This window comes from Bradyrhizobium sp. T-12, assembly GCF_058314695.1.
The window spans coordinates 738,060-758,964 of record NZ_CM177756.1 but is presented as its reverse complement, the minus strand read 5'-3'; the positions used below and the strand labels follow the sequence as shown (position 1 = coordinate 758,964).

Here is a 20,905-nt window from a genome sequence, read left to right as displayed (position 1 = left end):
GCTACGGCTTGTTCGGACGCAGCTCGACGCCGACGCCCTTGTTGACGAAGCGCAGCGTGTAGGACTTGCGGAAGTCGAGATCCGCCTTCACGACGCCGGCCTTGACCATCTTGTTGAAGAAGGAGGAGTAGCGCTCGTCGCTCATCGCACCGATGCCGTTCTTCAAGCTGTCGCCGGAATCGACGATGCCGTGCTCCTTCATCTTGGCGACGGAATAGGCCAGCAGATCGTCGGTCATCTCCGGATTGAGCTTCTTGATCATGGCGTTGCCGGCGGAATTGTCGCGATAGATGTAGTTGTACCAGCCGACCATGGAGGCATCGACGAAGCGCTGGACGAGATCGGGCTTCTTCTCGACGATGTCGCGGCGCGTCTCGATCAGGGTCGAATAGGTGTTGAAGCCATAGTCGGCCAGCAGCAGCACGTTGGGCTTGAAGCCCGCCGCCTTTTCCACCGCGAACGGCTCGGAGGTGACATAGCCCTGCATGGCGCTCTTGGGATTGGCGATGAAGGGCTGCGGATTGAAATTATAGGGGCGGACGTTCTTCTCGCTGAAGCCGTATTCGGACTTCAGCCACTGGAAATAGCTGCCCATGCCCTCCTTGGAGACGAACAGCGTCAGCGGCTTGAGGTCCTCGAGCTTCGCAACCTTGGCATCCGGCTGCGTCAGCATCACCTGCGGATCCTTCTGGAAGATCGCGGCGATGGTCACGACGGGAACGTTGTTGGCGACCGCGTCGAACGACATCAGCGTGTTCGCGGCCATGAAGAAATCGATCTTGCCGGCGATCAGCAGCATCCGGTTGTTCTCGTTGGGGCCGCCGGGGACGATGGTGACGTCGAGCCCGTATTTCTTGTAGGTGCCGTCGGCCACCGCCTGGAAGAAGCCGCCGTGCTCGGCCTCGGCGACCCAATTGGTGCCGAAGGTGACCTTGTCGAGCGTCTCCGCGCGCGCCGGGATGCTGCAGACGAAAGCGGCCAAGAGGCCCGCAATGAGCGTTCGCCGCATGTGAATGGGGGGCATAATGGCACTCCGTCGATCGCTTAAAACCCAATCGCATCTGGCTCATATGAACGCAACGCGATAGAACCGCATGACATCAGGGGACGCGAACCAGCCGGGTCCGCATCCCCTGATAGCGCAAATTACGTGACAAATTCGGGCAAAGAAACCTTGATGACGCCGTCCCACGACTGGACCGCAATCCGCTGGGCCGATGCGCCCGCCGCGGAGACGGCGCGCTGGATCGCGGTGCTGCCGCTGGCGGCGACCGAACAGCATGGCCCCCATCTGCCGCTCACGACAGACGTGCTAATCGCTGACGCCTATCTGGCCCGCGTGCGCGAACTGTTGCCGGGAAGCGTTCCAGCGACGTTCCTGCCGGTTGAACCGATCGGGATCTCCACCGAGCATATCGACTATCCGGGCACGCAGACGCTGCCGAACGAAGCGGCGCTGAAGCGGTGGACCGGGATCGGCGAGGACATCGCGCGGCGCGGCGTGAAGAAGCTCGTCATCATCACCAGCCATGGCGGCAACAGCGCGGCGATGATGCTGGTCGCGCAGGACCTGCGCGCGCATCACAAGCTGTTCGTGGTGACGACATCGTGGTCACGGCTGTCGGGCGCGGATCAATTGTTCCCGGCCGAGGAAGTGCGTCACGGCATCCACGGCGGCGCGATCGAGACCTCGATCATGCTGGCGCGCTATCCCGATCAGGTGCGGAAAGATGCGGTCGCGGATTTTCCCGCGAGCAGTGTCGCGATGGCGAAGCAATATCGCTGGCTGTCGACGCAGCGGCCCGCGCCCTTTGCCTGGCAGGCGCAGGATCTCAACGCCAGCGGCGCAGTCGGCAACGCGACATTGGCTGAGCCTGCGAAAGGCGAGCGGCTGCTCGACCAGGGCGCGAGGGCCTTTTGCGAATTGCTTGAAGAGGTCGATAACTTCGACGTGAACAGGCTCGCCAAGGGGCCTCTGGGCTAGCCCATATCCTGCTGGAATCATTCGAGAAAGTTCACAGGTCCGGCAGCGGCTTTGCCGCATTCGAACCGGACGCGTGGAGCCTCCGTCAAACTGGGCACGCGGGCCACAACGGACCGCCTCAACCCGGATGGAGTTTCACATGTCGATCAAGACCAAGATTGCCGCCGTCGCCCTCGCTGCCCTCGCCGTCACCGGCAGCATCGTGTCCACCACCTCCTCGGCCGAAGCCAAGCAGCCCGGTTGGGTCTGGGGTGTCGGTGCCGGCATCGCCACTGCCGCCGTCGTCGGCTCTGCGATCGCCGCCAGCAACGACCCCTATTACTACGGCTATCACCGCTGCGGCTGGGTCGCCCAGTACAACGCCTTCGGCCAGTACGTCGGCCGCGTTCGTACCTGCTACTGATTTGAGTACCTGAGGCCGATCTCTCGTGGATCCTGCGTCCGACACGGGCGCCTCATCCACCCCGTGTCGTGCCCCCGACCCCGCCCGGCTGTCCCCCCCGGGCGGGGTCTTCTTTTCGGCCCCCTCGAATTTGTTGCCGTCCCGTCACACAGCGATGCGAAACACTCCATGTGACAATCCACGCCAGTTGCTATTGCGAATTAATCGCAATAATGTTCGTGCCAAGATCTGGAACCTTGGAAGAAATCGCGCCGAACCGAGATCATCTCGACAGATCGCGTGAACAAGCCAAGGACCTGATGACAGGATCGTCGCGAATCGGCAGGGATGTCGGCTGCGGCGAATGGGGACCATTCGTGTGTTGGGGGCGGCGTTGTGACGTTGAGGGGCTATCGCTTCAGGTACTTGCGGACAGCTGCGGCAATCGCCTCGGGCGTGCTGGCCGTTCCCGCCGCCAGCCGTGCCGCCGATCTGCCGCTGAAGGCGCCGGCGCTGAAAGCGGTCTATGACTGGACTGGCCTCTATATCGGCGCGCATGTCGGCGTCACCCGCGGCACCTCATCGGCGACGCTGACCGATCCCTTGTTCGCAACCGACAACAACGTCTTCACCGGCGCGACCGGCGGCGTGCAGGCCGGCTACAATTGGCGCCTCAATTCGGGCCTGCTGCTCGGCGTCGAAGGCGACATTTCCTTTCCGAACTATCTGCCCTCCAACCACGTGGTGTCGTCGACGGGGACCGCGCTGTCGTTCGCGGAGGAACGCTGGGACTATGTCGCTAGCCTGCGCGCGCGGCTCGGCTACACCAGCGGCAATTGGCTGTTTTACGCCACCGGCGGCGCAGCCTTCACCGGCGAGCGCTTTCTCTCGACGCCGAACGGCGGCGTCGAAGAGAAGGTGCTGCACACACGGCTCGGTTGGACCGCGGGCGGCGGCGCCGAATATGCCTTCGCCCCGCATTGGACCGCGCGGCTCGAATATCTCTACAGCAAGTTCGACAACGCCAACGTCACCTTCCCCTCCGGCGCGCAATATGCCTCGTCGATGGATTTTCACAGCCTGCGGATCGGTCTCAATCGCAAGATCGACTGGCCGGGCGTGCCGACCTACAATCCGAAGTCGGACGTCACCGACACAGAGTCGAACCGCTGGGAGATCCACGGCCAGTCGACCGCGCTGGGGCAGGGCTACCCGGCGTTCCGCGCGCCCTATACCGGGCCCAACAGCCTGCTGCCGTCCCCGGATTTCCAGCAGACCTGGAGCAACTCGCTCTATCTGAATGCGCGGCTGTGGGACGGCGGCGAGGTCTATTTCAATCCCGAGCTACTCCAGGGCTTCGGTTTCAACAACACGACGGGCGCCGCGGGCTTCACCAATGGCGAAGCGCAGAAGTCGGGCTTCCCCTATCCGCATTTCAACGCCTCGCGGCTGTTCGTGCGCCACACCTTCGGCTTCGGCGGCGAGCAGGAGGAGCTTGCCAGCGGTCAGTTTCAACTCGCGAGCAAGGTCGACGTCTCACGCCTGACCCTGCAGGTCGGCAAATTCTCCGTGGTCGACGTATTCGACGGCAATTCCTACGCGCATGATCCGCGCAAGGACTTCATGAACTGGTCGATCTGGGCGTCGGGCGCCTTCGACTATGCCGCCGACAAGCTCGGCCTGGGCTATGGCGCCACCGCGGAATTGAATCAGAAGCAGTGGGCGCTGCGCGCCGGCTACTTCCTGGTGGGCGCTGTTTCCAATTCGAACAATTTCGACATGAATGTCGGCCGCCGCGGCGAATATGTCATGGAGCTCGAGACGCGCTATTCACTATTCGGCATGCCCGGCAAGCTGCGCACGCTCGGCTTCGTCAACAGCGCGTTCTCCGGCAGCTATCGCGAGACGCTGGACAATCCGGCATTCGGCGTCGACATCACCCAGACCCGTCGCGGCCGTATCAAATATGGCTACGCCTTCAACGTCGAGCAGGCGATCACCGACGATTTCGGCGTGTTCGGCCGCTGGAGCTGGAACGACGGCCGCAACGAGATCATGGCCTTCACGGACATCGACCGCAGCCTGTCCGGCGGCGTCTCGGTGAAAGGAACGAGATGGGGCCGGCCCGACGACGTCGTCGCACTTGCGGGCGCCGTCAACGCGCTGTCGCAGGACCATCGCGACTTCATCGCCGCCGGCGGCCTCGGCCCCTTGATTGGCGATGGCCGGCTCAACTACCGCAGGGAACGCGTGCTGGAGACCTACTACGCCTACGCGCTGAACAAGGCGCTGACCTTCACGGCCGACTACCAGCTCATCGTCAACCCCGCCTACAATGCCGACCGCGGCCCGGTGTCGGTGTTCTCAGGACGGCTGCACGGCGAGTTCTGAGCGACGACTGACGGCGCCGTCCGGGCGCGCGCCTCGTCCTTCGAGACGCCCGCTTGCGCGGGCTCCTCAGGATCAGGCTCAGCAGCGTCAGCGCCCGTTGAAGCTGCAGCCGCACACTCCGTCCTCATCCTGAGGAGCGCGCATTTGCGCGCGTCTCGAAGGATGGGCCGCGGGCACGTCGCTTTTCAAATGTGATTGTCTCTCTGAGCGGAGAGAGACGCTCGAGCTCTACGCCGCGCGGATGGCGTCCAGGAATTTTCCGACCTCGATCTTGAGGCGCGTGCTCTCGCCGGACAGCGATCTCGCGGAATTGAGCACGTTGGCGGACGCCGAGCCGGTCTGGCTGGCGCCGCGCTGGACGTCGACGATGCTGGCGGAGACCTGCTGGGTGCCGCGCGCGGCCTGCTGCACGTTGCGGGAAATCTCCCGCGTGGCCGCGCCCTGCTCCTCGACCGCCGAGGCGATCGCGGACGCGATCTCCGACATGCGGGTGATGGTGTCGCCGATCGCCTTGATGGCGCCGACGGATTCGTCCGTCGCGGCCTGAATTCCCGAGATCTGCTGGCTGATCTCGCCGGTGGCCTTGGCGGTCTGCTCGGCGAGCGCCTTGACCTCGGAGGCGACGACCGCGAAGCCGCGCCCGGCCTCGCCGGCGCGCGCCGCCTCGATGGTGGCGTTGAGGGCGAGAAGATTGGTCTGGCCCGCGATCTGGCTGATGAGCTCGACGACGTCGCCGATCCGCCCCGCGGCCCTGGCGAGTTCGCCGACATGGTCGTTGGTCCGCCCGGCCTGCTGCACCGCCTCACCGGCGATCCGCGCGGAGTCCTGCACCTGGCGGCTGATCTCGTCGACCGAGGAGGCCATCTCCTCGGCCGCCGCGGCCACGGTCTGCACGTTGGTGGAAGCCTGTTCGGAGGCGGCCGCGACGGTTGCGGTGACCTTCTCCGATTGATCGGCCGTGCTGGTCAACGTGCCCGCGGACACTTCCAGCTCGGACGAGGCCGACGACACCGTGTTGATGACGTCACCGATCATGGCTTCGAATTCGCGCGCGATCTGGTCCATGCGCTGGCTGCGCCGCAGCTTCGCCTCGGCCTCGACCGCGGCCGCCTCGTCGGCTTGCTTCTTGGCGAGCAAGGAATTCTTGAAGTGCTGCAGCGAGCCCGCCACCTGGCCGATCTCGTCATTGCGGCCCGTCGCGGGAATCTCGACGTCGTGCTGTCCAGCGGCGAGCGTTCCGATCACGTCCGCGATCCGGCCGAGCGGCGTCACCACGCGGCTGCGCAGCATCATGGTCACGCCACCGAGGGTTCCGAGCAGGGCAAGCACGGCAACGCCGGCCAACGCCAGCATCGCCAGGGCGCCGTTGCGCGCAGCAATGGCACGCTCGGCCGCTTCGGCCAGCGCGGCGTCGCGCACGCCGTAGAACATCTGGATGGCGGGGACGATGACGTTCGCCAGCTCCTCGGCGTTGGTGCCATACTTGCCGTCGCCTCTTGCCGCGGGCATCTCCTTGTCCACGATCGGAGCTGCTTTGCCAAAATAGGATTCCGTCGCAGCCTTCAGTGCGGAGGCGATGCGGGGCGGATTGCCGAGCTGCTGCATGCCGGCTTCGATGCGCTCGCGGTCGGCTTCGACACGCCCCTGCATGCGGTCCATCAGCGAGAATTCGGCCGCTACGAGCGGGCGACGCGCGGACAGCGCCGGCGACAGTGTGGCGGCGCGGCTGCCGGCCGAGACACGCAGATCCTGTGCGGTCCGCGCCAGGCTCAAGAGCGCCGCGAGCGAGGAATCGGCATTGACGACCTGCCCTTCGAGCCGGTTCATGATGGGCTCGATGTTGCTGATGACTTCGGCAACGGCGGGCAGGAAGCCCTTGACCACGGCACTGTCGCGTGCCGCCAGGGGAACGCTCATCGCGCGGTCTGCCGCAGTATAGATATCCTTCAGCCGTCGGGCGGTGCGATCCAGGGTTTCGATCATCGCTGCGCTGTCATCGAGCACCAGGACGGCGCGCCTTGCGGCCTCGAATCCGGCATCGGCCGCTTTCGCAGCCTTCCCGGCCGCTTCGCTCTGCGCCTGCGTCGCAACGCCTTCCTGGAAGATCGGCGAGATGTAGGGCGCACGAAGTCCGGCGACATGCTGGCTGACCGTCAGCATCGCACCAAAGGCATCGACCGTCTTGATGGCGTCGGAGCGGTTCGTGAAGATGCGCGTCTGGGGTATCAGCACCTCGGCGCCGAGGATGACCGCAAAAACCGTCACCGTCAGCATCGACAGCGCGAAAAGCTTCCCGATCCGCATCTTTGGGTCCCCCGAATACATTTCTGCAATCTCGAAAACCTAGCGGCGGGCCACTAAGGGGCCGTTAAGCATCGCTCCGTAGTTCCGCGGAGTGTCAGGTGGTCGCGGATCTCCGGGACCATTGTCGCGCGCGGGTTCCCTGGGGCGTTCGGATGCGGCAAAATTGACGGCATTTCCTCGCCGAATACCTATATCAAGGCGTGTGCCGCTAATCCGGCCACACTCCCTTACCTCGGAAACCCGATGCTCTCCGTCGAACTCGTCATCGTCGTCGTCCTGATCGTCATCAACGGCCTCCTGTCCATGTCCGAGCTGGCCGTGGTCTCGTCTCGTCCGGCCCGGCTGTCGCTGCTCGCGGCCAAGGGCGTGCGCGGCGCCGAGCGGGCGCTGACCCTGGCGGCCGATCCCGGCAAGTTCCTCTCGACGGTGCAGATCGGCATCACACTGGTCGGGGTGCTCTCCGGCGCGTTCTCGGGCGCGACGCTCGGACAGCGGCTGACGCAATGGCTGCTCGAGCTCGGCCTGTCCCCCGGCGTTGCCGACATCGTGGGCGTCGGCCTCGTCGTCACGCTGATCACCTACGCCACCCTGATCGTCGGCGAGCTGGTGCCGAAGCAGGTGGCGCTGCGCGACCCCGAGAGCATTGCGGTGAGGGTCGCGCCGGCGATGCACATTCTCGCGAAGGTCTCGCTGCCGCTGGTCTTCCTGCTCGACCTCTCCGGCAAGCTGATCCTCACTTTGCTCGGCCGCGGCGGCAAGTCCGAGGAGAAGGTCTCCGAGGACGAGATCCATCACCTCGTCAGCGAGGCCGAGAGCGCAGGCGTGCTCGAGCCCGGCGAGAAGGAGATGATCGCCGGCGTGATGCGGCTCGGCGACCGTCCGGTGGGCGCGGTCATGACGCCGCGCACGGAGGTCGACGAGATCGACCTGAACGACGATTTCGCCGCCATCCAGGAGATCATCGCCAAGAGCCCGCACTCGCGCTTTCCCGTCTCCGACGGCGACCGCGACAAGCCGATCGGCGTGCTCCAGGCCAAGGACCTCCTGGTCGCCTTTATGAACGAACGCGAGCCCGATCTGCGCGCGCTGGTGCGCGAGGCGCCCGGCATCCCGGCGTCGGCAGACGCGCGCGACGTGCTGACCATTCTGAAAACTGCTCCGGTTCATGTCGGCTTCGTCTACGACGAATATGGTGGCTTCGAAGGCATGGTGACGGCCGCCGACATCCTCGAGTCGATCGTCGGCGCCTTCCATTCTGAAGCGGGACCGCCGGAGCCGGCTTATGTCAGGCGCGCAGACGATTCATTCCTGATCTCCGGCTGGATGCCGGTCGACGAATTCGGCGAGCTGCTCGGCGTCGAATTGCCGCCGCACCGTTACAACACCGTGGCGGGCCTCGTGCTGCAACAATTCAGCGCGCTGCCCGACACCGGCGATGCCTTCGACTTCGGCGGCTGGCATATCGAGGTGATCGATCTCGACGGACGACGGATCGACAAGATCTTGGCGAGCCGGTTGAGCGAGGTCGAGACGGGATGAGGCGAGCGGCGTCGCGAATAGCGCTCCAACTCCCCCTCACCCGAACCGCACGCCGATCCGCTTCTCCTTGCGCCAGACCACGGTGCAGGACAGATGGGCTCCGTCGGCCGGGACAAACAGCGTGAAATGTTCGGGGATGCCGACCGGGCTGGTGACGTCGAGCGCAGCGCCGGTGTCGGACAGGTTGCGGACGGTGCAGTCGATCGCGCCGCCGCCGAACTCGATCGTTCCGGCCTTCAGCACACGATGTCTCGCCTTGTCGCGTCGTTCGTCCATGGGCACAATTTACACCCAAAGTTGAACCAACCGTTAAAAGCCCGCCCCGCTCTCGGCGTGATTGTGCGGACCGGTATCGCGGTGGGGCGAAGCGGTGCCGCTACAGCACCGGCTGGAACGTGTCCGCCCGTGCCATCCGCCAGGCATCGCTAAAGCGCGGGTCCTCGGTGCCGTCGATCAGCTCGCCCGGACGCAGCGCCGGATAGAGCTGGGCGAAGGATTGCACCTGCGTCGTCGACGTCCGTTGGCTGAAATGGATCGGACGCAGCTGCTGCGGATGCTCGAGGCCCGCGGCGGCGATCAGCTCGGTCAACGAATGCAGCGTCGCGTGGTGATAATTGTGCACGCGATCGATCTTGAGCGGCACGTAGAGGGCGCGCGCCCGCGTCGGATCCTGCGTCGCCACTCCGGTCGGACAGCGATCGGTGTGGCAGCTCAGCGACTGGATGCAGCCGAGCGAGAACATGAAGCCGCGCGCCGAGTTGCAATAGTCCGCGCCGATCGCCATCGCCCGCGCCATGTCGAAGGCGGTGGCGATCTTGCCGGACGCGCCGATCCTGATGCGGTCGCGCGCATTGATGCCGATCAGCGCGTTGTGGACGAAATTGACGCCCTCGCGCATCGGCATGCCCAGATGATCCATGAACTCCAGCGGCGCCGCGCCGGTGCCGCCTTCATTGCCGTCCACGACGATGAAATCAGGATAGATGCCGGTCTCGAGCATTGCCTTGCAGATCGCCAGGAATTCCCAGGGATGACCAATGCAGAGCTTGAAGCCGGCCGGCTTGCCGCCCGAGAGGCGGCGCATCTCGGCGATGAACTGCATCATGCCGGTCGGCGTGGAGAACGCGCGGTGCGAGGCCGGCGAGATGCAGTCCTCGCCCATCGCGACGCCGCGGATCTTGGAGATCTCCTCCGAGACTTTTGCCGCCGGCAGCACGCCGCCATGGCCGGGCTTGGCGCCCTGGCTGACCTTGAGCTCGACCATCTTGATCTGGTCGTCGCCGGCGACGCGCGCGAACGCCTCGGGATCGAAGGCGCCGTCCAGACGTCGGCAGCCGAAATAGCCGGAGCCGATTTCCCAGATGATGTCGCCGCCCATCTCGCGATGATAGGGGCTGACGCCGCCCTCGCCGGTGTCATGCGCGAAGCCGCCTTTCTTCGCGCCGGCATTGAGCGCCCGCACCGCGTTCGGACTGAGCGCGCCGAAGCTCATCGCTGAGATGTTGAACACCGATGCCGAATACGGCTTCTTGCAGTCGGGGCCGCCGATGGTGATGCGGAATTTCTCCTGGGCGTGCGTCTTCGGCGCGACCGAGTGATGCATCCACTCATAACCCTCGCGGTAGACGTCCTCCTGGGTGCCGAACGGACGCTTGTCGAGCTCCATCTTGGCACGCTGATAGACCACCGCGCGGGTGTCGCGCGAGAACGGCATGCCGTCCTTCTCGCTCTCGAAGAAATATTGCCGCATCTCGGGGCGGATCTCTTCGAGCAGGAAGCGGATATGCGCCGAAATCGGATAGTTGCGCAGCACCGCGTGGCTCTTCTGCAGGAGATCGCGGACACCGAGCAGCGTCAGCGCGCCGAAAATCAGGATCGGCACCAAGAGGATGTCGAAGATCTTGCGGTCGGCGATGCCGATGCCGATCAACAGCGCGGTGACGACCGCGCAGATCGTCAGCACGATGAAGCGCGGCGAGAATGGCAGCAGCAGGGTTTCCATGATCCCCTCTTCCGCCAGCGGCAGGCGTTTGGGGGATGCGTGCTGGGGGGCTGAGTATTGGGCGGATTCCTGCGTCTTGGTGTCGTTGGCCACGATTCCGATCCTCTCGCCAGCATGAGGCGGTACGATACGCCCTCGCCTGTCATACGGATATGACGCGGCCCTTGTTTCAGGCTAGCGAATTTGGCCGAGACAAATCAATCAGCCCGATGGGCGGGGTGCGGTGCAGCAAAGGGGGATGTTCGGACGGCGGGGCCGGTACAGGCGGCGCAATGGAAAGCAAGCCCGCGGCTGACGCCACAAACGCCGGTGTCGTCCCGGGCAAGCGCCAGCGCAGACCCGGGACGGCAGCTGAATTGATGGCTGCGAGCGGCGCTTACCGCTCGACGAACGCCTTCTCGATCACGAAATGGCCAGGCTTGTTGCCGCTTCCTTCGATGAAGTCGCGGCCTTCGAACATCACCTTCAGCTCTTCCAGCATCGCCGGGCTGCCGCACATCATGATGCGGTCGGTTTCGATGTCGAGGGGCGACTGCCCGATGTCGGTGAAGATCTGCCCGGAGTTGATGAGGTCGGTAATGCGGCCGCGGTTCTTGAACGGCTCGCGGGTCACGGTCGGATAGTACACGAGCTTGTCGGCGAGCAGCTCGCCGAACAGCTCATCCTCGCGCAAATTCGCGACCAGCTTCTCGCCATAGGCGAGCTCGGAGACCTGGCGGCAGCCGTGCACCAGCACGATGGACTCGAACTGCTCGTAGACGTCGGGGTCCTTGATCAGGCTCGCGAACGGCGCGAGGCCCGTGCCGGTCGAGAGCAGCATCAGCCGCTTGCCGGGGATGAGGTTGTCGGTGATCAGCGTGCCGGTCGCCTTGCGGCCGACCAGGATGGTGTCGCCTTCCTTGATCTTCTGCAGGCGCGAGGTCAGCGGACCGTCCTGAACCTTGATCGAGAAGAACTCGAGCTCTTCCTCGTGGTTGGCGCTCGCCATGCTGTAGGCGCGCAGCAGCGGACGGCCGTCGACTTCGAGGCCGATCATGGCGAACTGGCCGTTCTGGAAGCGGAAACCGGTATCGCGCGTGGCGCGGAAGCTGAACAACGTGTCGGTCCAGTGCTGAACGGACAGAACCTTCTCTCGGTAAAACGCGCTCATGATTTTCGATATTCCGAATAATTGCGGTTTTGGGGCAAAAGCGTTGCCCGGCCCTGAAAACGGGGCGGACACCATTGCCATGGCGGAGGATTTCGCGTGTGTGATCTACGCCATTGAGACCAATAATCAACCTCGTTTCGGGTGCAATTGATGCCGATCAAACCGGCATTTGCGGCTGAATTGGCCGCAGGATTAATGAATCTGCTGCCCGGCTTGCAGGAAGGGCAATTTCTTTTCCCTCCGGACCTCGATTGCAGCACTTAATTTCCGTCGCGCTCGCGAGAATTTCATTAAGAATAGCTCTGATTTCCACCCCGCTTGGCGCCGATCCCCGCATTTTTGCGGCTTTTCGCGCCAGGACTGATCGAAACGAACGGTTGAGGCAGATGGCAGGCGGCGAGCGAATCTTCGTTCAGGCAATTCGGCGCTATTGTGCCGACCACGGCATCGCCGTCGATGTCCGCGCCGGCGGCTGGCTGATCGCGATGCGCCGGGGCAACGAGCGGCGCTTCGCCTTCGGCTACGACATCGGCCTCAACAGCGCCGTCGCGCATCGTCTCGCCAATGACAAATCGGCGACATCGGAGGTGCTGGCACTCACGGGCGTGCCCTGCATCGCGCATCACCTCTTCCTCAATCCGAAGCTGGGCGGGAACGTCGTTGGCGCCGACTGGCGGGACGCGATGCTCGAGCTGCTCCACGACAATCCTCAAGGCGTGGTGATCAAGCCGAACGAGGGAACATCGGGGCGCTCGGTGTTCAAGGTGACGAATGAGGCGGAGCTCGACCACGCAACGGGCGAGGTTTTCTCGATGAGCACCGGGCTCGTGATCTCGCCCTATGTCGCGATCGAGGACGAGGTCCGTGTGGTGCTGCTCGATGATGTGCCCCTAATCGTCTACAGCAAGGAGCGTGGCACGGATTGGCGGCACAATCTCGATGCCGGCGCAAAGCCGGTGCTGCTGGCGGATGGCGAGACTCGTGCGGCCTGCGTGAAGCTCGCGACCGAGGCCGCGCGCACCACCGGCATTGTGTTTGCGTCGATCGACGTGGTGCGCGTCGACGGCGAATGGCGCGTGCTCGAGATCAATTCCGGCGTGATGATGGAAGCGTTAGGCAAGCTGCATCCGGAGCTGGTGCAGGCGACATATGACGCGGCGCTGGATCGGGTGTTTGGGGAAAATTAGCGGAGAACTCGCTGCCCCCTCTCCCCTTGTGGAAGAGGGTGGCTCACCGCGAAGCGGTGAGACGGGTGAAGGGTTCTCTCCGCGAATCCAACTCTCATCCGAATGAGCGGAAAGATACCCCTCATCCGGCGCTTCGCGCCACCTTCTCCCACAAGGGGAGAAGGGAAGGCAGCGAGTTCGCGGCGCGAGCGTGAACTAATTATTCGCGCTCGCCGAATCGTCCATCGCCTTGAACGCCTCCTCCAGCTGCAGCGAGATCGGCACGTTCAGGCGTTCGCCGGTCGGAAGTCGCGCGGTGAACCATTTGTTGTAGAGCGGGACGAGGTCGCGGTTGGAGCCGAGCTTACGGAAGGCGCGCTCGACGACGGCGGACAATTGCGGCTCGCCTTTCCTGAACATGATGCCGTAGGGATCGTAGGACAGGTAATCGCCGGTGACGCGGAATTTGTCCTGCGCCTTGTGGCGCGCGATCAGCCCGAAGAGCAGGATGTCATCGGTCGCGAACGCGTCCGCCTTGCCGTCGGCGAGCATCTGGTAGGACTGCTCGTGATCGGTGCCGGCGACGATATTCAGCCCCAATGCGGACTTCTTGTCCGCCGCCTGGATCGCCTGCTCGTTGGTGGTGCCCCTGGTCACCACGATGGTCTTGCCCTTCAGGTCAACCAGCGACTGCACGGTGGATGCTTTCGCCACCATCAGCTTGGTGCCCGCGACGAACATCAGCGGCGAGAAGGCGACGCGCTTGCCGCGCTCGGCATTGGCCGTGGTCGAGCCGCATTCCAGGTCGATCTTGTTCTGCAGCACGGCGTCGATGCGGCCGTCCGAGGTGACCTTGACGTAGTCGATCTTGAGATTGGGGTCGTCGACCTCGACGCCGATCTCCTCGACGATCGCCTCGCAGAGCTCGAGGCTGTAGCCGATCGGGCGGCCCGACTGGTCGAGGAAGGAGAACGGCGGCGAGCTCTCGCGATAGCCGAGCCGCACGGTGTGCGCCGTCTTGATGGCCGACAGCGTCGGGCTCAGCCCTTCGCCGGTCTGCGCGAGCGCCGGGGTCGCGAACAACGACGCAGCCAACAAGGAGGTCGCGAGCAACGATGCCGCGAGCCTCAGGCGGCCTGAGGTCAACGACCTCGCCAGGATCTGGCCCATGGTTCGCTCCTACCCATGGCCGGCCATCGCGGGCACCTCGCCGGGAATCATGTCATCAGGCACGGCATCGCCGGGTCCCATCGCGTGCTCAGGCCCGAGCTCGCCTTCCCATTTGGCCACGACCGAGGTCGCCAGCGTGTTGCCGATCACGTTGGTGGCGCTGCGGCCCATGTCGAGGAAGGTGTCGATGCCCATGATCATCAACAGGCCCGCCTCGGGGATGTTGAACTGCGCCAAGGTCGAGGCGATCACGACGAGCGAGGCGCGCGGCACGCCGGCGACGCCCTTGGAGGTGATCATCAGCGTCGCCAGCATCGCGAGCTGGGTGCCGAGCGACATGTCGATGTGATAGCTCTGCGCGATGAAGACGGCCGCGAAGGTGCAGTACATCATCGTGCCGTCGAGATTGAAGGAATAGCCGAGCGGCAGCACGAAGCTGGAGATGCGCGAGGAGGCGCCGAAGCGGTTGAGCGCCTCGAGCGTCTTCGGATAGGCCGCCTCCGAGCTCGCGGTCGAGAACGCGATCATCAGCGGCTCGCGAACCAGCTTCAACAGATGACTGTAGCGCGGCCCGATCACGACGAAGCCGACCACGACCAGGATCGCCCACAGGATCATCAGCGAGAGATAGAAGCCGCCCATGAAGACGATGAGCTTCCAGAGCACGGCGAGGCCGTTCTTGGCGACTGTCGCGGTGATGGCGGCCCACACCGCGAGCGGCGCGAACAGCATCACGTAGCTCGTGACCTTGAGCATGATATGGCCGACGTCGTCGATCATCGCGAGGATCGGCTTCGAACGTTCGGGCATGGAGCCCATCGCCACCGAGAAGAACACCGCGAAGATCACGATCTGCAGGATCTCGTTCTGCGCCATCGCATCCGCGATCGAGGTCGGGATCAGATGGGTGAGGAATTTCTCGATCGAGAAGGCCGACACCGGCAGGCCGGTCGATTGCCCGGCCTGGGGCAGCGTGCCCGGGAAGTTGGCGCCGGGCTGCAGCAAATTGACCATGATCAGGCCGAGCAGCAGCGAGATGAAGGAGGCGCTGATGAACCAGCCCATGGTCTTGGCGAAGATGCGGCCGAGCTTGGAGCCCGATCCCATATGGGCGATGCCGCCGACCAGGGTCGCGAACACCAGGGGCGCGATGATCATCTTGATCAGGCGCAGGAACATCATGGCGATCAGGTTGATGGCGGAGGCCCACTCGGCGCGCGTGTCGGGCAGGAAGTTGTAGATCGCTGCCCCCATGACGATGCCGAGCACCATCGCGGCCAGAATGTATTGCGTGAACCTGTTCGACATCGCTTACCCCCACGTACACCGGCGCTTCATGATGTCGCAGATATTTGAGCGACGCAACACGCTTTGCGTGTGATCGCGTTTTCACGATGTTCCCGTTGTGAAATCGCACGCCGCGATCTAGCCTTCACGCAGCGCACAACGCATGCGGCCTGCTCGTTTTGTTTGCGGCGGCTGCATCAATAATCGTCAAGACGATCAAAGAGGGAAACGCCATGAGCGGCAGCACCAATCGCCAAATTCTGCTGGTCGAAAAACCCAGCGGCAAGCTCGGCCCCGAGCATTTCAAGATGGTGGACGGTGCCGTGCCGGAACCGAAAGACGGCGAGGCCTTGCTGCGCGTGCGATACATTTCACTCGACGCCGCCAACCGTGCCTGGATGCACGGCGCGACCTACCGCTCCGCGGTCGAGGCCAACAGCGTGATGGCCGGCGGCGCCATTGCCGAGGTGGTCAGCTCGAAGGCTGAGGGCCTGGCTGCCGGCGACATCGTGTTCGGCGACACCGGCTGGCAGGAATTTGCCGCGGTGCCGGCGAAGCACCTCACCAAGATGCCGAAGCTCGAACCGATGACGCATCTGCTCAGCGTATTCGGCATCGCCGGCCTCACCGCCTATTTCGGCCTGCTCGAGATCGGCAAGCCCAGGGAGGGCGAGACCGTGGTGGTTTCCGCGGCCGCAGGCTCGGTCGGCTCGATCGTCGGACAGATCGCCAAGATCAGGGGATGCCGCGTGGTCGGCATCGCCGGCGGCGCGGACAAGTGCAACTGGCTGACCTCCGAGCTCGGCTTCGACGCCGCCGTGGACTACAAGGACGGCGCGGTGTTCAAGGCGCTGCGCGCGGCGGCGCCCAAGGGCATCGACGTCTATTTCGACAATGTCGGTGGCGACATTCTGGAAGCCTGCCTGCCCCAGATGAACAATTACGGCCGCATCGCCTGCTGCGGCGCGATCTCGCAATATGACGGCGCGCCCGCAGCGCACGGCCCGCGCGGCGTGCCGGGCCTGATCGTGGTGAAGCGGCTCGTCATGCAGGGCTTCATCGTGATGGACTACATGAAGGAGAGCCCCCGCGCGCTCGCCGATCTCCAGGGCTGGGTCAAATCCGGCAAGCTGAAGGTGCAGGAAGACATCATCGACGGATTGCAGAACACGCCGAAGGCGCTGATCGGGCTGCTCGCGGGCGAGAACCGCGGCAAGCGCATGGTCAGACTCTGACGACGTCGGCTCATCGCATTCGCGCCGGCACAATCTACTTGCGGTAGAGGCCGAAGCGGCCAATGATATCGTTCGCGAGGCATCACTCGCGACGATTGCGATTGCGCGACTTTGATTAAGCGTCGAACGATATCGACAGGGCAGGAATTCATCCCAATGTTCAATACGTTGAAACATGTCTCAACGCGCACGGCGTTGCTGGCGGCGGCACTGTTCGCAACTGCAGCAGGCGCATTCGCGCAGGCGCCGACCGAGGCCCAGAAGAGCGCCATCCGGTCCGCGTGCCGCTCCGACTTCATGGCGCACTGTTCGAGCGTGACGCCCGGCGGCACCGAAGCGTTTCAATGTCTGCAGAAGAACATGTCGAGCCTCTCGGGTGGATGCCAGACCGCGGTTCGCGCGATCGCGCCGCCCGCGGCTGCGAAGCCCGAAGCCGCTCCCGCCGCTGCGCCGAAGACCGAAGCGGCTCCCAAAGCGGAGCCGGCGCCGACACCTGCCGCGCCGAAGGCTGAATCGGCGCCCGCTGCAAAGCCGGCCGCTGCACCGCCGGCGCCGAAGACCGCTGCACCCAAGCAGCCGAGCAGCGCGCAACTTGCTGCGATCAAGAGCTCATGCCGCGGCGATTATCCCAAGGTCTGCGCCAGCGTGCCGCCGGGCGGCGCGCCAGCGCTCGAATGCCTGGAGAAGAACAAGGCCAAGGTCTCGCCGGCCTGCGAGAAGGCCGTGAGCGCCGCAACCGGCGGCGGCGCGGCGACCACCGCTGCGCCGGCGGCGGGTGCGGCGGCAGCGCCTGCCGCAGCCCCCACCGTGCTGGTGCTGCGCCCGATGCGGCCGCGCGAAGAACTGTTCGTAGCTCGATCGGCCTGTGGCGCCGACATCCGCACGATTTGCGCCGGCGTCGAGGTCGGCGCCGGCCGCATCATGCAATGCCTCGCCAGCAATGCCGCATCGCTTTCGCCGGCGTGCAGGGACGTGCTGGCACCCTTTGCCGCGCGATAAGGCGGCACGCAACGATGAGCGGCGTGCGGTGGATGAATTCGCCGCACGCCTGCAACGACAAATCTTTTTCAGGCGTCCGATTTCGATCACGACAAGACCGGGAGGACAACATGCGTACATTGCTGCTCGTTGCTTCTGCGCTGCTCGCCTTCGGAGCGACCATGACCTTTGATGCCACCGACGCCAATGCGGTGGTGTGCGCCCGCGGGGTCTATCGCGCCGGCTGCGCCGGGCCGAACGCGGCCGTCGTGGTTCGCAAGCCGGTTCCGGTGGTCCGCTGCACCAGGGTGCTGGTGAACGGGGTCTATGTGAAGCGCTGCGTCTGATGCGCGAATAGCCAAGCCGGCGCGGTTTGGCTATGATTCCGCCCTGACGGTTCGGATGCGCGCAAAACGTGCGTCCGATAATGAGTTTCGGCGCGCCCGCGCCGGCGGATAATTCCGCTGGCGCCGGACGCCGGAGCACATTAGTCTACCCCTAGATAGTAAGTATACTGTCAATTAGGGAGGCAGACGTTGCGGATCGCCGTGATTGGCGGTGGGCCCGGTGGGCTCTACTTCGCCTATCTCTGGAAGAAGCGCCACCCCGAGGATCAAGTCGACCTGTTCGAACAGAACCCGGCCGACGCGACCTGGGGCTTTGGCGTCGTGTTCTCCGACCAGGCGCTGGAATTCCTGCGCGCCGACGACCCCGAGACGGTCGACGCGATCGCGCCGCATATGGAGAGCTGGGAGAACATCACGCTGAACCTCGGCGGCGACAGCGTCGCCATCGACGGCGTCGGCTTCTCCTCGATCGGACGGCTGGAACTGCTGAGATTCCTGCAGCAGCGCGCGCTCGGCGTCGGCGTCACGCCGCGCTTCGACACGCAGATCCACACCATCGACCAGCTCAATGGCCACGATTTGATCGTCGCCGCCGACGGCTTGAACTCACTGGTGCGCCGCGCCTTCGAAGGCGATTTCGGCACCTCGCTGTCCTATTCCTCCAACAAGTTCGTCTGGTACGGCACCTCGAAGCGCTTCGACACGCTGTCGCAAACCTTCGTGAAGACCGACCGCGGCGCCTTCAACGCCCATCACTACCGGTACTCGCCGACCATGAGCACCTTCCTGGTCGAATGCGATCACGCGACGTGGCAGGCCTATGGCTTCGCCTACAAGGACGTCGAGCAGTCCAAGGGCGTCTGCGAGGAAGTGTTCGCCGACACGCTCGGCGGCCGCTCGCTGGTCTCCAACAAATCGGTCTGGCGCAACTTCCCCTGGGTCTGGAACGAGCACTGGTCGTTCAAGAACATGGTGCTGCTCGGCGATGCCCTGCACTCCGCGCATTTCTCGATCGGCTCGGGCACGCGGCTCGCCATCGAGGACGCCATTGCGCTGGTCAAGGCGCTGGAATCGGATGCGCACCTGTCGACCGCGTTGCATCGTTACCAGGCGGCGCGAAAACCGGTGGTGCAGAAGCTCGTCAACGCCGCGCGCACCAGCGCCTTCTGGTACGAGCATTTTGCCCAGCACATGCAGCTCGACCTGATGGACTTCGCCTACAGCTACATCACGCGCTCCGGCCGCATCGACGATGCACGCCTGCGCCACATGTCCCCGGCCTTCATGGCCCGCTACGAGGCCGCCAAGAACGGCGGAGACGAGGCATGAGCAACGAGATTTTCGACCAGGTGCCCGCCGACAGCGCGGGGGCACGCGAGATCGGCTTTGCCGTTCCGGAACTTTACAACGCCAGCCGCGTCCTATTCGACAATCTCGGCAAGGGCCGTGGCGACAAGCTCGCGCTGTTGGGCCCCGCGGGCACGCGGACCTATGGCGAGCTCTGCGCGGACGCCTGCCGCTGGGGCAACGGCCTGGCTTCGCTCGGCCTGAAGCGCGGCGACCGCGTGCTGCTGTTCCTCGACGACACCCCGGCCTATCCGGCCGCGTTCTTCGGCGCGGTGCGCGCCGGCTTCGTGCCGCTCCTGATCAACACGCTGACGCCGCCGGACCTCTTGCAATTCTATCTCGCCGATTCCGGGGCTGAAGTTGCGGTGGCGGAGTCCGAGTTCTGCTCGCGCTTCAATGCGGAAGCTTGCAAGGACACGAAGCTGGATACGCTGATCGTCGTCAATGGCGAGGTGCGCGACCATGCGGCGCCGAAAGCGGTTGCGGCGGCAGACTGGCTCGCACAATTGCCGGCCGAGCTGGCCGAAGCCCCCACGCAGCGCAACGAGATGGCGTTCTGGATGTATTCCTCGGGGTCGACCGGACGGCCCAAGGGCATCGTGCATCTCCAGCACGACATGGCCTATAGCGAGGCCGCCTTCGCGCAGAGCGTGCTGAAGCTGACGCCTGACGACATCTGCTTCTCCGTGCCGAAAATCTTCTTCGCTTATGGCTTCGGCAACTCCGTCACCTTCCCGTTCTCGGCGGGCGCGGCGACGCTGCTGCTGCCGGGCCAGCCGAAGCCCGCGTCGATCTTCGCGGCGATCGCGCAGTACAGGCCGACGGTCTTCTTCGGCCTGCCGACGCTCTATACGTCGCTGACCAAGGCTGACGGCGCGGACAAGACCGACTTCTTGTCATTGCGCATGGCGCTCTCCGCCGCCGAGGTGCTCTCGGCCGAGGTCTTCAACGGCTGGAAGACGCTCACCGGCCTCGAGATCGTCGAAGGCCTCGGCTCCACCGAGGTGCTGCACATCTATCTCTCCAACCGGCCCGAGCAGAAGAAGCTCGGTGCCGCAGGCCTGCGCGTGCCCGGCTACGAGGTCGCGCTGCGCGACAAGGACGGCCGCGACGTCGCCGACAACGAGGAAGGCATTTTGTGGGTGCGCGGCGATTCCAACACGCCGCTGTACTGGAACCGGCCGGACAAATCCGCCGAGACCATCCGCGAGGGTGGCTGGATCTACACCGGCGATCGTTTCGTCAGGGATGCCGACGGCTTCCACTTCTTCCGCGGCCGCGCCGATGATCTCATCAAGATTTCCGGCCAATGGGTCTATCCGCTCGAGGTCGAGCTGTGCCTCGCCGACCACCCCGAGATCCGCGAATGCGCGGTGTTCGCCGCCGAGCTGCCGGACCGCCGGATGACGCTGAAGGCCGTGGTGGTGATGAACAACCGCACGGTCAACCAGGGCGACGCGACGCGGCGGCTGCAGGACTATGTGAAGGGCAAGCTGCTGCCCTACAAATATCCGCGCGAAGTGATCTTCACCGACGAGCTGCCGAAGACCGGCACGGGGAAGATCGATCGGCAGGCGTTGTTGAGGATGTGAGACGACGTTGAGGATGTGAAGCAACCGCGTC

The 20,905-nt window shown here is 64.5% G+C and carries 18 protein-coding genes; 11 read left to right on the top strand and 7 right to left on the bottom strand.

Annotated features, from left to right (window positions below):
- Nucleotide 1: 1 nt before the first annotated feature.
- Nucleotides 2-1,024: an ABC transporter substrate-binding protein gene (locus AC0WRY_RS03620; RefSeq protein ID WP_194405704.1), complete on the bottom strand. Its 1,023-nt coding sequence runs from the start codon at nucleotides 1,022-1,024 to the stop codon at nucleotides 2-4.
- Between the two features lie 153 nt (nucleotides 1,025-1,177).
- Here AC0WRY_RS03620 and AC0WRY_RS03615 point away from each other — a divergent pair, with 153 nt between their 5' ends.
- The 3 genes from AC0WRY_RS03615 (at nucleotide 1,178) to AC0WRY_RS03605 (ending at nucleotide 4,757) form a co-directional block, all read left to right on the top strand.
- On the top strand, nucleotides 1,178-1,984 hold the full coding sequence (locus AC0WRY_RS03615; RefSeq protein WP_194405703.1) for a creatininase family protein: 807 nt from the start codon (nucleotides 1,178-1,180) through the stop codon (nucleotides 1,982-1,984).
- A 139-nt stretch (nucleotides 1,985-2,123) separates the two neighbouring features.
- A complete protein-coding gene (locus AC0WRY_RS03610) occupies nucleotides 2,124-2,387 on the top strand; it encodes a hypothetical protein (protein ID WP_194405702.1) in 264 nt (87 codons plus the stop codon).
- A 405-nt stretch (nucleotides 2,388-2,792) separates the two neighbouring features.
- Nucleotides 2,793-4,757 (top strand): carbohydrate porin, encoded by a 1,965-nt coding sequence (locus AC0WRY_RS03605; RefSeq protein WP_194405701.1) that lies wholly within the window; start codon nucleotides 2,793-2,795, stop codon nucleotides 4,755-4,757.
- 228 nt (nucleotides 4,758-4,985) lie between these two features.
- On the opposite strand, the gene AC0WRY_RS03600 is transcribed toward AC0WRY_RS03605, so the two are convergent.
- Nucleotides 4,986-7,061, bottom strand: coding sequence for a methyl-accepting chemotaxis protein (locus AC0WRY_RS03600; protein WP_194405700.1), 2,076 nt, complete (start codon nucleotides 7,059-7,061; stop codon nucleotides 4,986-4,988).
- Between the two features lie 243 nt (nucleotides 7,062-7,304).
- Between AC0WRY_RS03600 and AC0WRY_RS03595 the strand changes: the two genes are divergently transcribed.
- A complete protein-coding gene (locus AC0WRY_RS03595; protein WP_194405699.1) occupies nucleotides 7,305-8,600 on the top strand; it encodes a hemolysin family protein in 1,296 nt (431 codons plus the stop codon).
- A 36-nt stretch (nucleotides 8,601-8,636) separates the two neighbouring features.
- Here AC0WRY_RS03595 and AC0WRY_RS03590 read toward each other — a convergent pair whose 3' ends face one another.
- The 3 genes from AC0WRY_RS03590 to AC0WRY_RS03580 form a co-directional block, all read right to left on the bottom strand.
- Complete coding sequence (locus AC0WRY_RS03590; RefSeq protein ID WP_194405698.1) at nucleotides 8,637-8,876, bottom strand: PilZ domain-containing protein; 240 nt, start codon at nucleotides 8,874-8,876, stop codon at nucleotides 8,637-8,639.
- A 100-nt stretch (nucleotides 8,877-8,976) separates the two neighbouring features.
- Entirely contained in the window at nucleotides 8,977-10,695 is a 1,719-nt protein-coding gene (locus AC0WRY_RS03585; protein ID WP_194405697.1) for an FMN-binding glutamate synthase family protein, read from the bottom strand.
- Between the two features lie 283 nt (nucleotides 10,696-10,978).
- Nucleotides 10,979-11,752 carry a ferredoxin--NADP reductase gene (locus AC0WRY_RS03580; protein WP_194405696.1) on the bottom strand — a complete coding sequence of 258 codons (774 nt, stop codon included), beginning with the start codon at nucleotides 11,750-11,752 and terminating at the stop codon, nucleotides 10,979-10,981.
- Here AC0WRY_RS03580 and AC0WRY_RS03575 point away from each other — a divergent pair.
- A complete protein-coding gene (locus tag AC0WRY_RS03575) occupies nucleotides 11,751-11,903 on the top strand; it encodes a hypothetical protein (protein ID WP_194405695.1) in 153 nt (50 codons plus the stop codon). The two genes, AC0WRY_RS03580 and AC0WRY_RS03575, sit on opposite strands and share 2 nt — an antisense overlap.
- Nucleotides 11,904-12,138: 235 nt before the next feature.
- Nucleotides 12,139-12,939, top strand: a complete 801-nt coding sequence (locus AC0WRY_RS03570; RefSeq protein ID WP_194408151.1) for an ATP-grasp domain-containing protein — start codon at nucleotides 12,139-12,141, stop codon at nucleotides 12,937-12,939.
- Between the two features lie 195 nt (nucleotides 12,940-13,134).
- On the opposite strand, the gene AC0WRY_RS03565 is transcribed toward AC0WRY_RS03570, so the two are convergent.
- Together AC0WRY_RS03565 and AC0WRY_RS03560 are read right to left on the bottom strand one after the other, a co-directional pair.
- On the bottom strand, nucleotides 13,135-14,088 hold the full coding sequence (locus AC0WRY_RS03565) for an amino acid ABC transporter substrate-binding protein (protein ID WP_194405694.1): 954 nt from the start codon (nucleotides 14,086-14,088) through the stop codon (nucleotides 13,135-13,137).
- A 9-nt stretch (nucleotides 14,089-14,097) separates the two neighbouring features.
- Nucleotides 14,098-15,396: a dicarboxylate/amino acid:cation symporter gene (locus AC0WRY_RS03560; RefSeq protein WP_194405693.1), complete on the bottom strand. Its 1,299-nt coding sequence runs from the start codon at nucleotides 15,394-15,396 to the stop codon at nucleotides 14,098-14,100.
- A 212-nt stretch (nucleotides 15,397-15,608) separates the two neighbouring features.
- On the opposite strand from AC0WRY_RS03560, the gene AC0WRY_RS03555 reads away from it, so the two are divergent.
- The 5 genes from AC0WRY_RS03555 (at nucleotide 15,609) to AC0WRY_RS03535 (ending at nucleotide 20,874) form a co-directional block, all read left to right on the top strand.
- Nucleotides 15,609-16,610, top strand: coding sequence for an NADP-dependent oxidoreductase (locus AC0WRY_RS03555; protein WP_194405692.1), 1,002 nt, complete (start codon nucleotides 15,609-15,611; stop codon nucleotides 16,608-16,610).
- A gap of 156 nt (nucleotides 16,611-16,766) precedes the next feature.
- Entirely contained in the window at nucleotides 16,767-17,609 is an 843-nt protein-coding gene (locus AC0WRY_RS03550) for a cysteine rich repeat-containing protein (RefSeq protein WP_491122677.1), read from the top strand.
- A 110-nt stretch (nucleotides 17,610-17,719) separates the two neighbouring features.
- Nucleotides 17,720-17,935: a hypothetical protein gene (locus AC0WRY_RS03545; RefSeq protein ID WP_194405690.1), complete on the top strand. Its 216-nt coding sequence runs from the start codon at nucleotides 17,720-17,722 to the stop codon at nucleotides 17,933-17,935.
- A gap of 189 nt (nucleotides 17,936-18,124) precedes the next feature.
- Nucleotides 18,125-19,264: an FAD-dependent monooxygenase gene (locus tag AC0WRY_RS03540; RefSeq protein ID WP_194405689.1), complete on the top strand. Its 1,140-nt coding sequence runs from the start codon at nucleotides 18,125-18,127 to the stop codon at nucleotides 19,262-19,264.
- Nucleotides 19,261-20,874, top strand: coding sequence for a benzoate-CoA ligase family protein (locus AC0WRY_RS03535; protein ID WP_194405688.1), 1,614 nt, complete (start codon nucleotides 19,261-19,263; stop codon nucleotides 20,872-20,874). The genes AC0WRY_RS03540 and AC0WRY_RS03535 overlap by 4 nt, the downstream gene beginning before the upstream one ends.
- The last annotated feature ends 31 nt before the right edge of the window (nucleotides 20,875-20,905 follow it).

Excerpts from the sequence above, each read along its gene's own strand:
- AC0WRY_RS03620 (WP_194405704.1), bottom strand. The coding sequence starts at position 1,024 with ATGCCCCCCATTCACATGCGGCGAACGCTCATTGCGGGCCTCTTGGCC.
- AC0WRY_RS03615 (WP_194405703.1), top strand. The coding sequence starts at position 1,178 with ATGACGCCGTCCCACGACTGGACCGCAATCCGCTGGGCCGATGCGCCC.
- AC0WRY_RS03610 (WP_194405702.1), top strand. The coding sequence starts at position 2,124 with ATGTCGATCAAGACCAAGATTGCCGCCGTCGCCCTCGCTGCCCTCGCC.
- AC0WRY_RS03600 (WP_194405700.1), bottom strand. The coding sequence starts at position 7,061 with ATGCGGATCGGGAAGCTTTTCGCGCTGTCGATGCTGACGGTGACGGTT.
- AC0WRY_RS03595 (WP_194405699.1), top strand. The coding sequence starts at position 7,305 with ATGCTCTCCGTCGAACTCGTCATCGTCGTCGTCCTGATCGTCATCAAC.
- AC0WRY_RS03590 (WP_194405698.1), bottom strand. The coding sequence starts at position 8,876 with ATGGACGAACGACGCGACAAGGCGAGACATCGTGTGCTGAAGGCCGGA.
- AC0WRY_RS03575 (WP_194405695.1), top strand. The coding sequence starts at position 11,751 with ATGATTTTCGATATTCCGAATAATTGCGGTTTTGGGGCAAAAGCGTTG.
- AC0WRY_RS03580 (WP_194405696.1), bottom strand. The coding sequence starts at position 11,752 with ATGAGCGCGTTTTACCGAGAGAAGGTTCTGTCCGTTCAGCACTGGACC.
- AC0WRY_RS03570 (WP_194408151.1), top strand. The coding sequence starts at position 12,139 with ATGGCAGGCGGCGAGCGAATCTTCGTTCAGGCAATTCGGCGCTATTGT.
- AC0WRY_RS03565 (WP_194405694.1), bottom strand. The coding sequence starts at position 14,088 with ATGGGCCAGATCCTGGCGAGGTCGTTGACCTCAGGCCGCCTGAGGCTC.
- AC0WRY_RS03560 (WP_194405693.1), bottom strand. The coding sequence starts at position 15,396 with ATGTCGAACAGGTTCACGCAATACATTCTGGCCGCGATGGTGCTCGGC.
- AC0WRY_RS03555 (WP_194405692.1), top strand. The coding sequence starts at position 15,609 with ATGAGCGGCAGCACCAATCGCCAAATTCTGCTGGTCGAAAAACCCAGC.
- AC0WRY_RS03550 (WP_491122677.1), top strand. The coding sequence starts at position 16,767 with ATGTTCAATACGTTGAAACATGTCTCAACGCGCACGGCGTTGCTGGCG.
- AC0WRY_RS03545 (WP_194405690.1), top strand. The coding sequence starts at position 17,720 with ATGCGTACATTGCTGCTCGTTGCTTCTGCGCTGCTCGCCTTCGGAGCG.
- AC0WRY_RS03535 (WP_194405688.1), top strand. The coding sequence starts at position 19,261 with ATGAGCAACGAGATTTTCGACCAGGTGCCCGCCGACAGCGCGGGGGCA.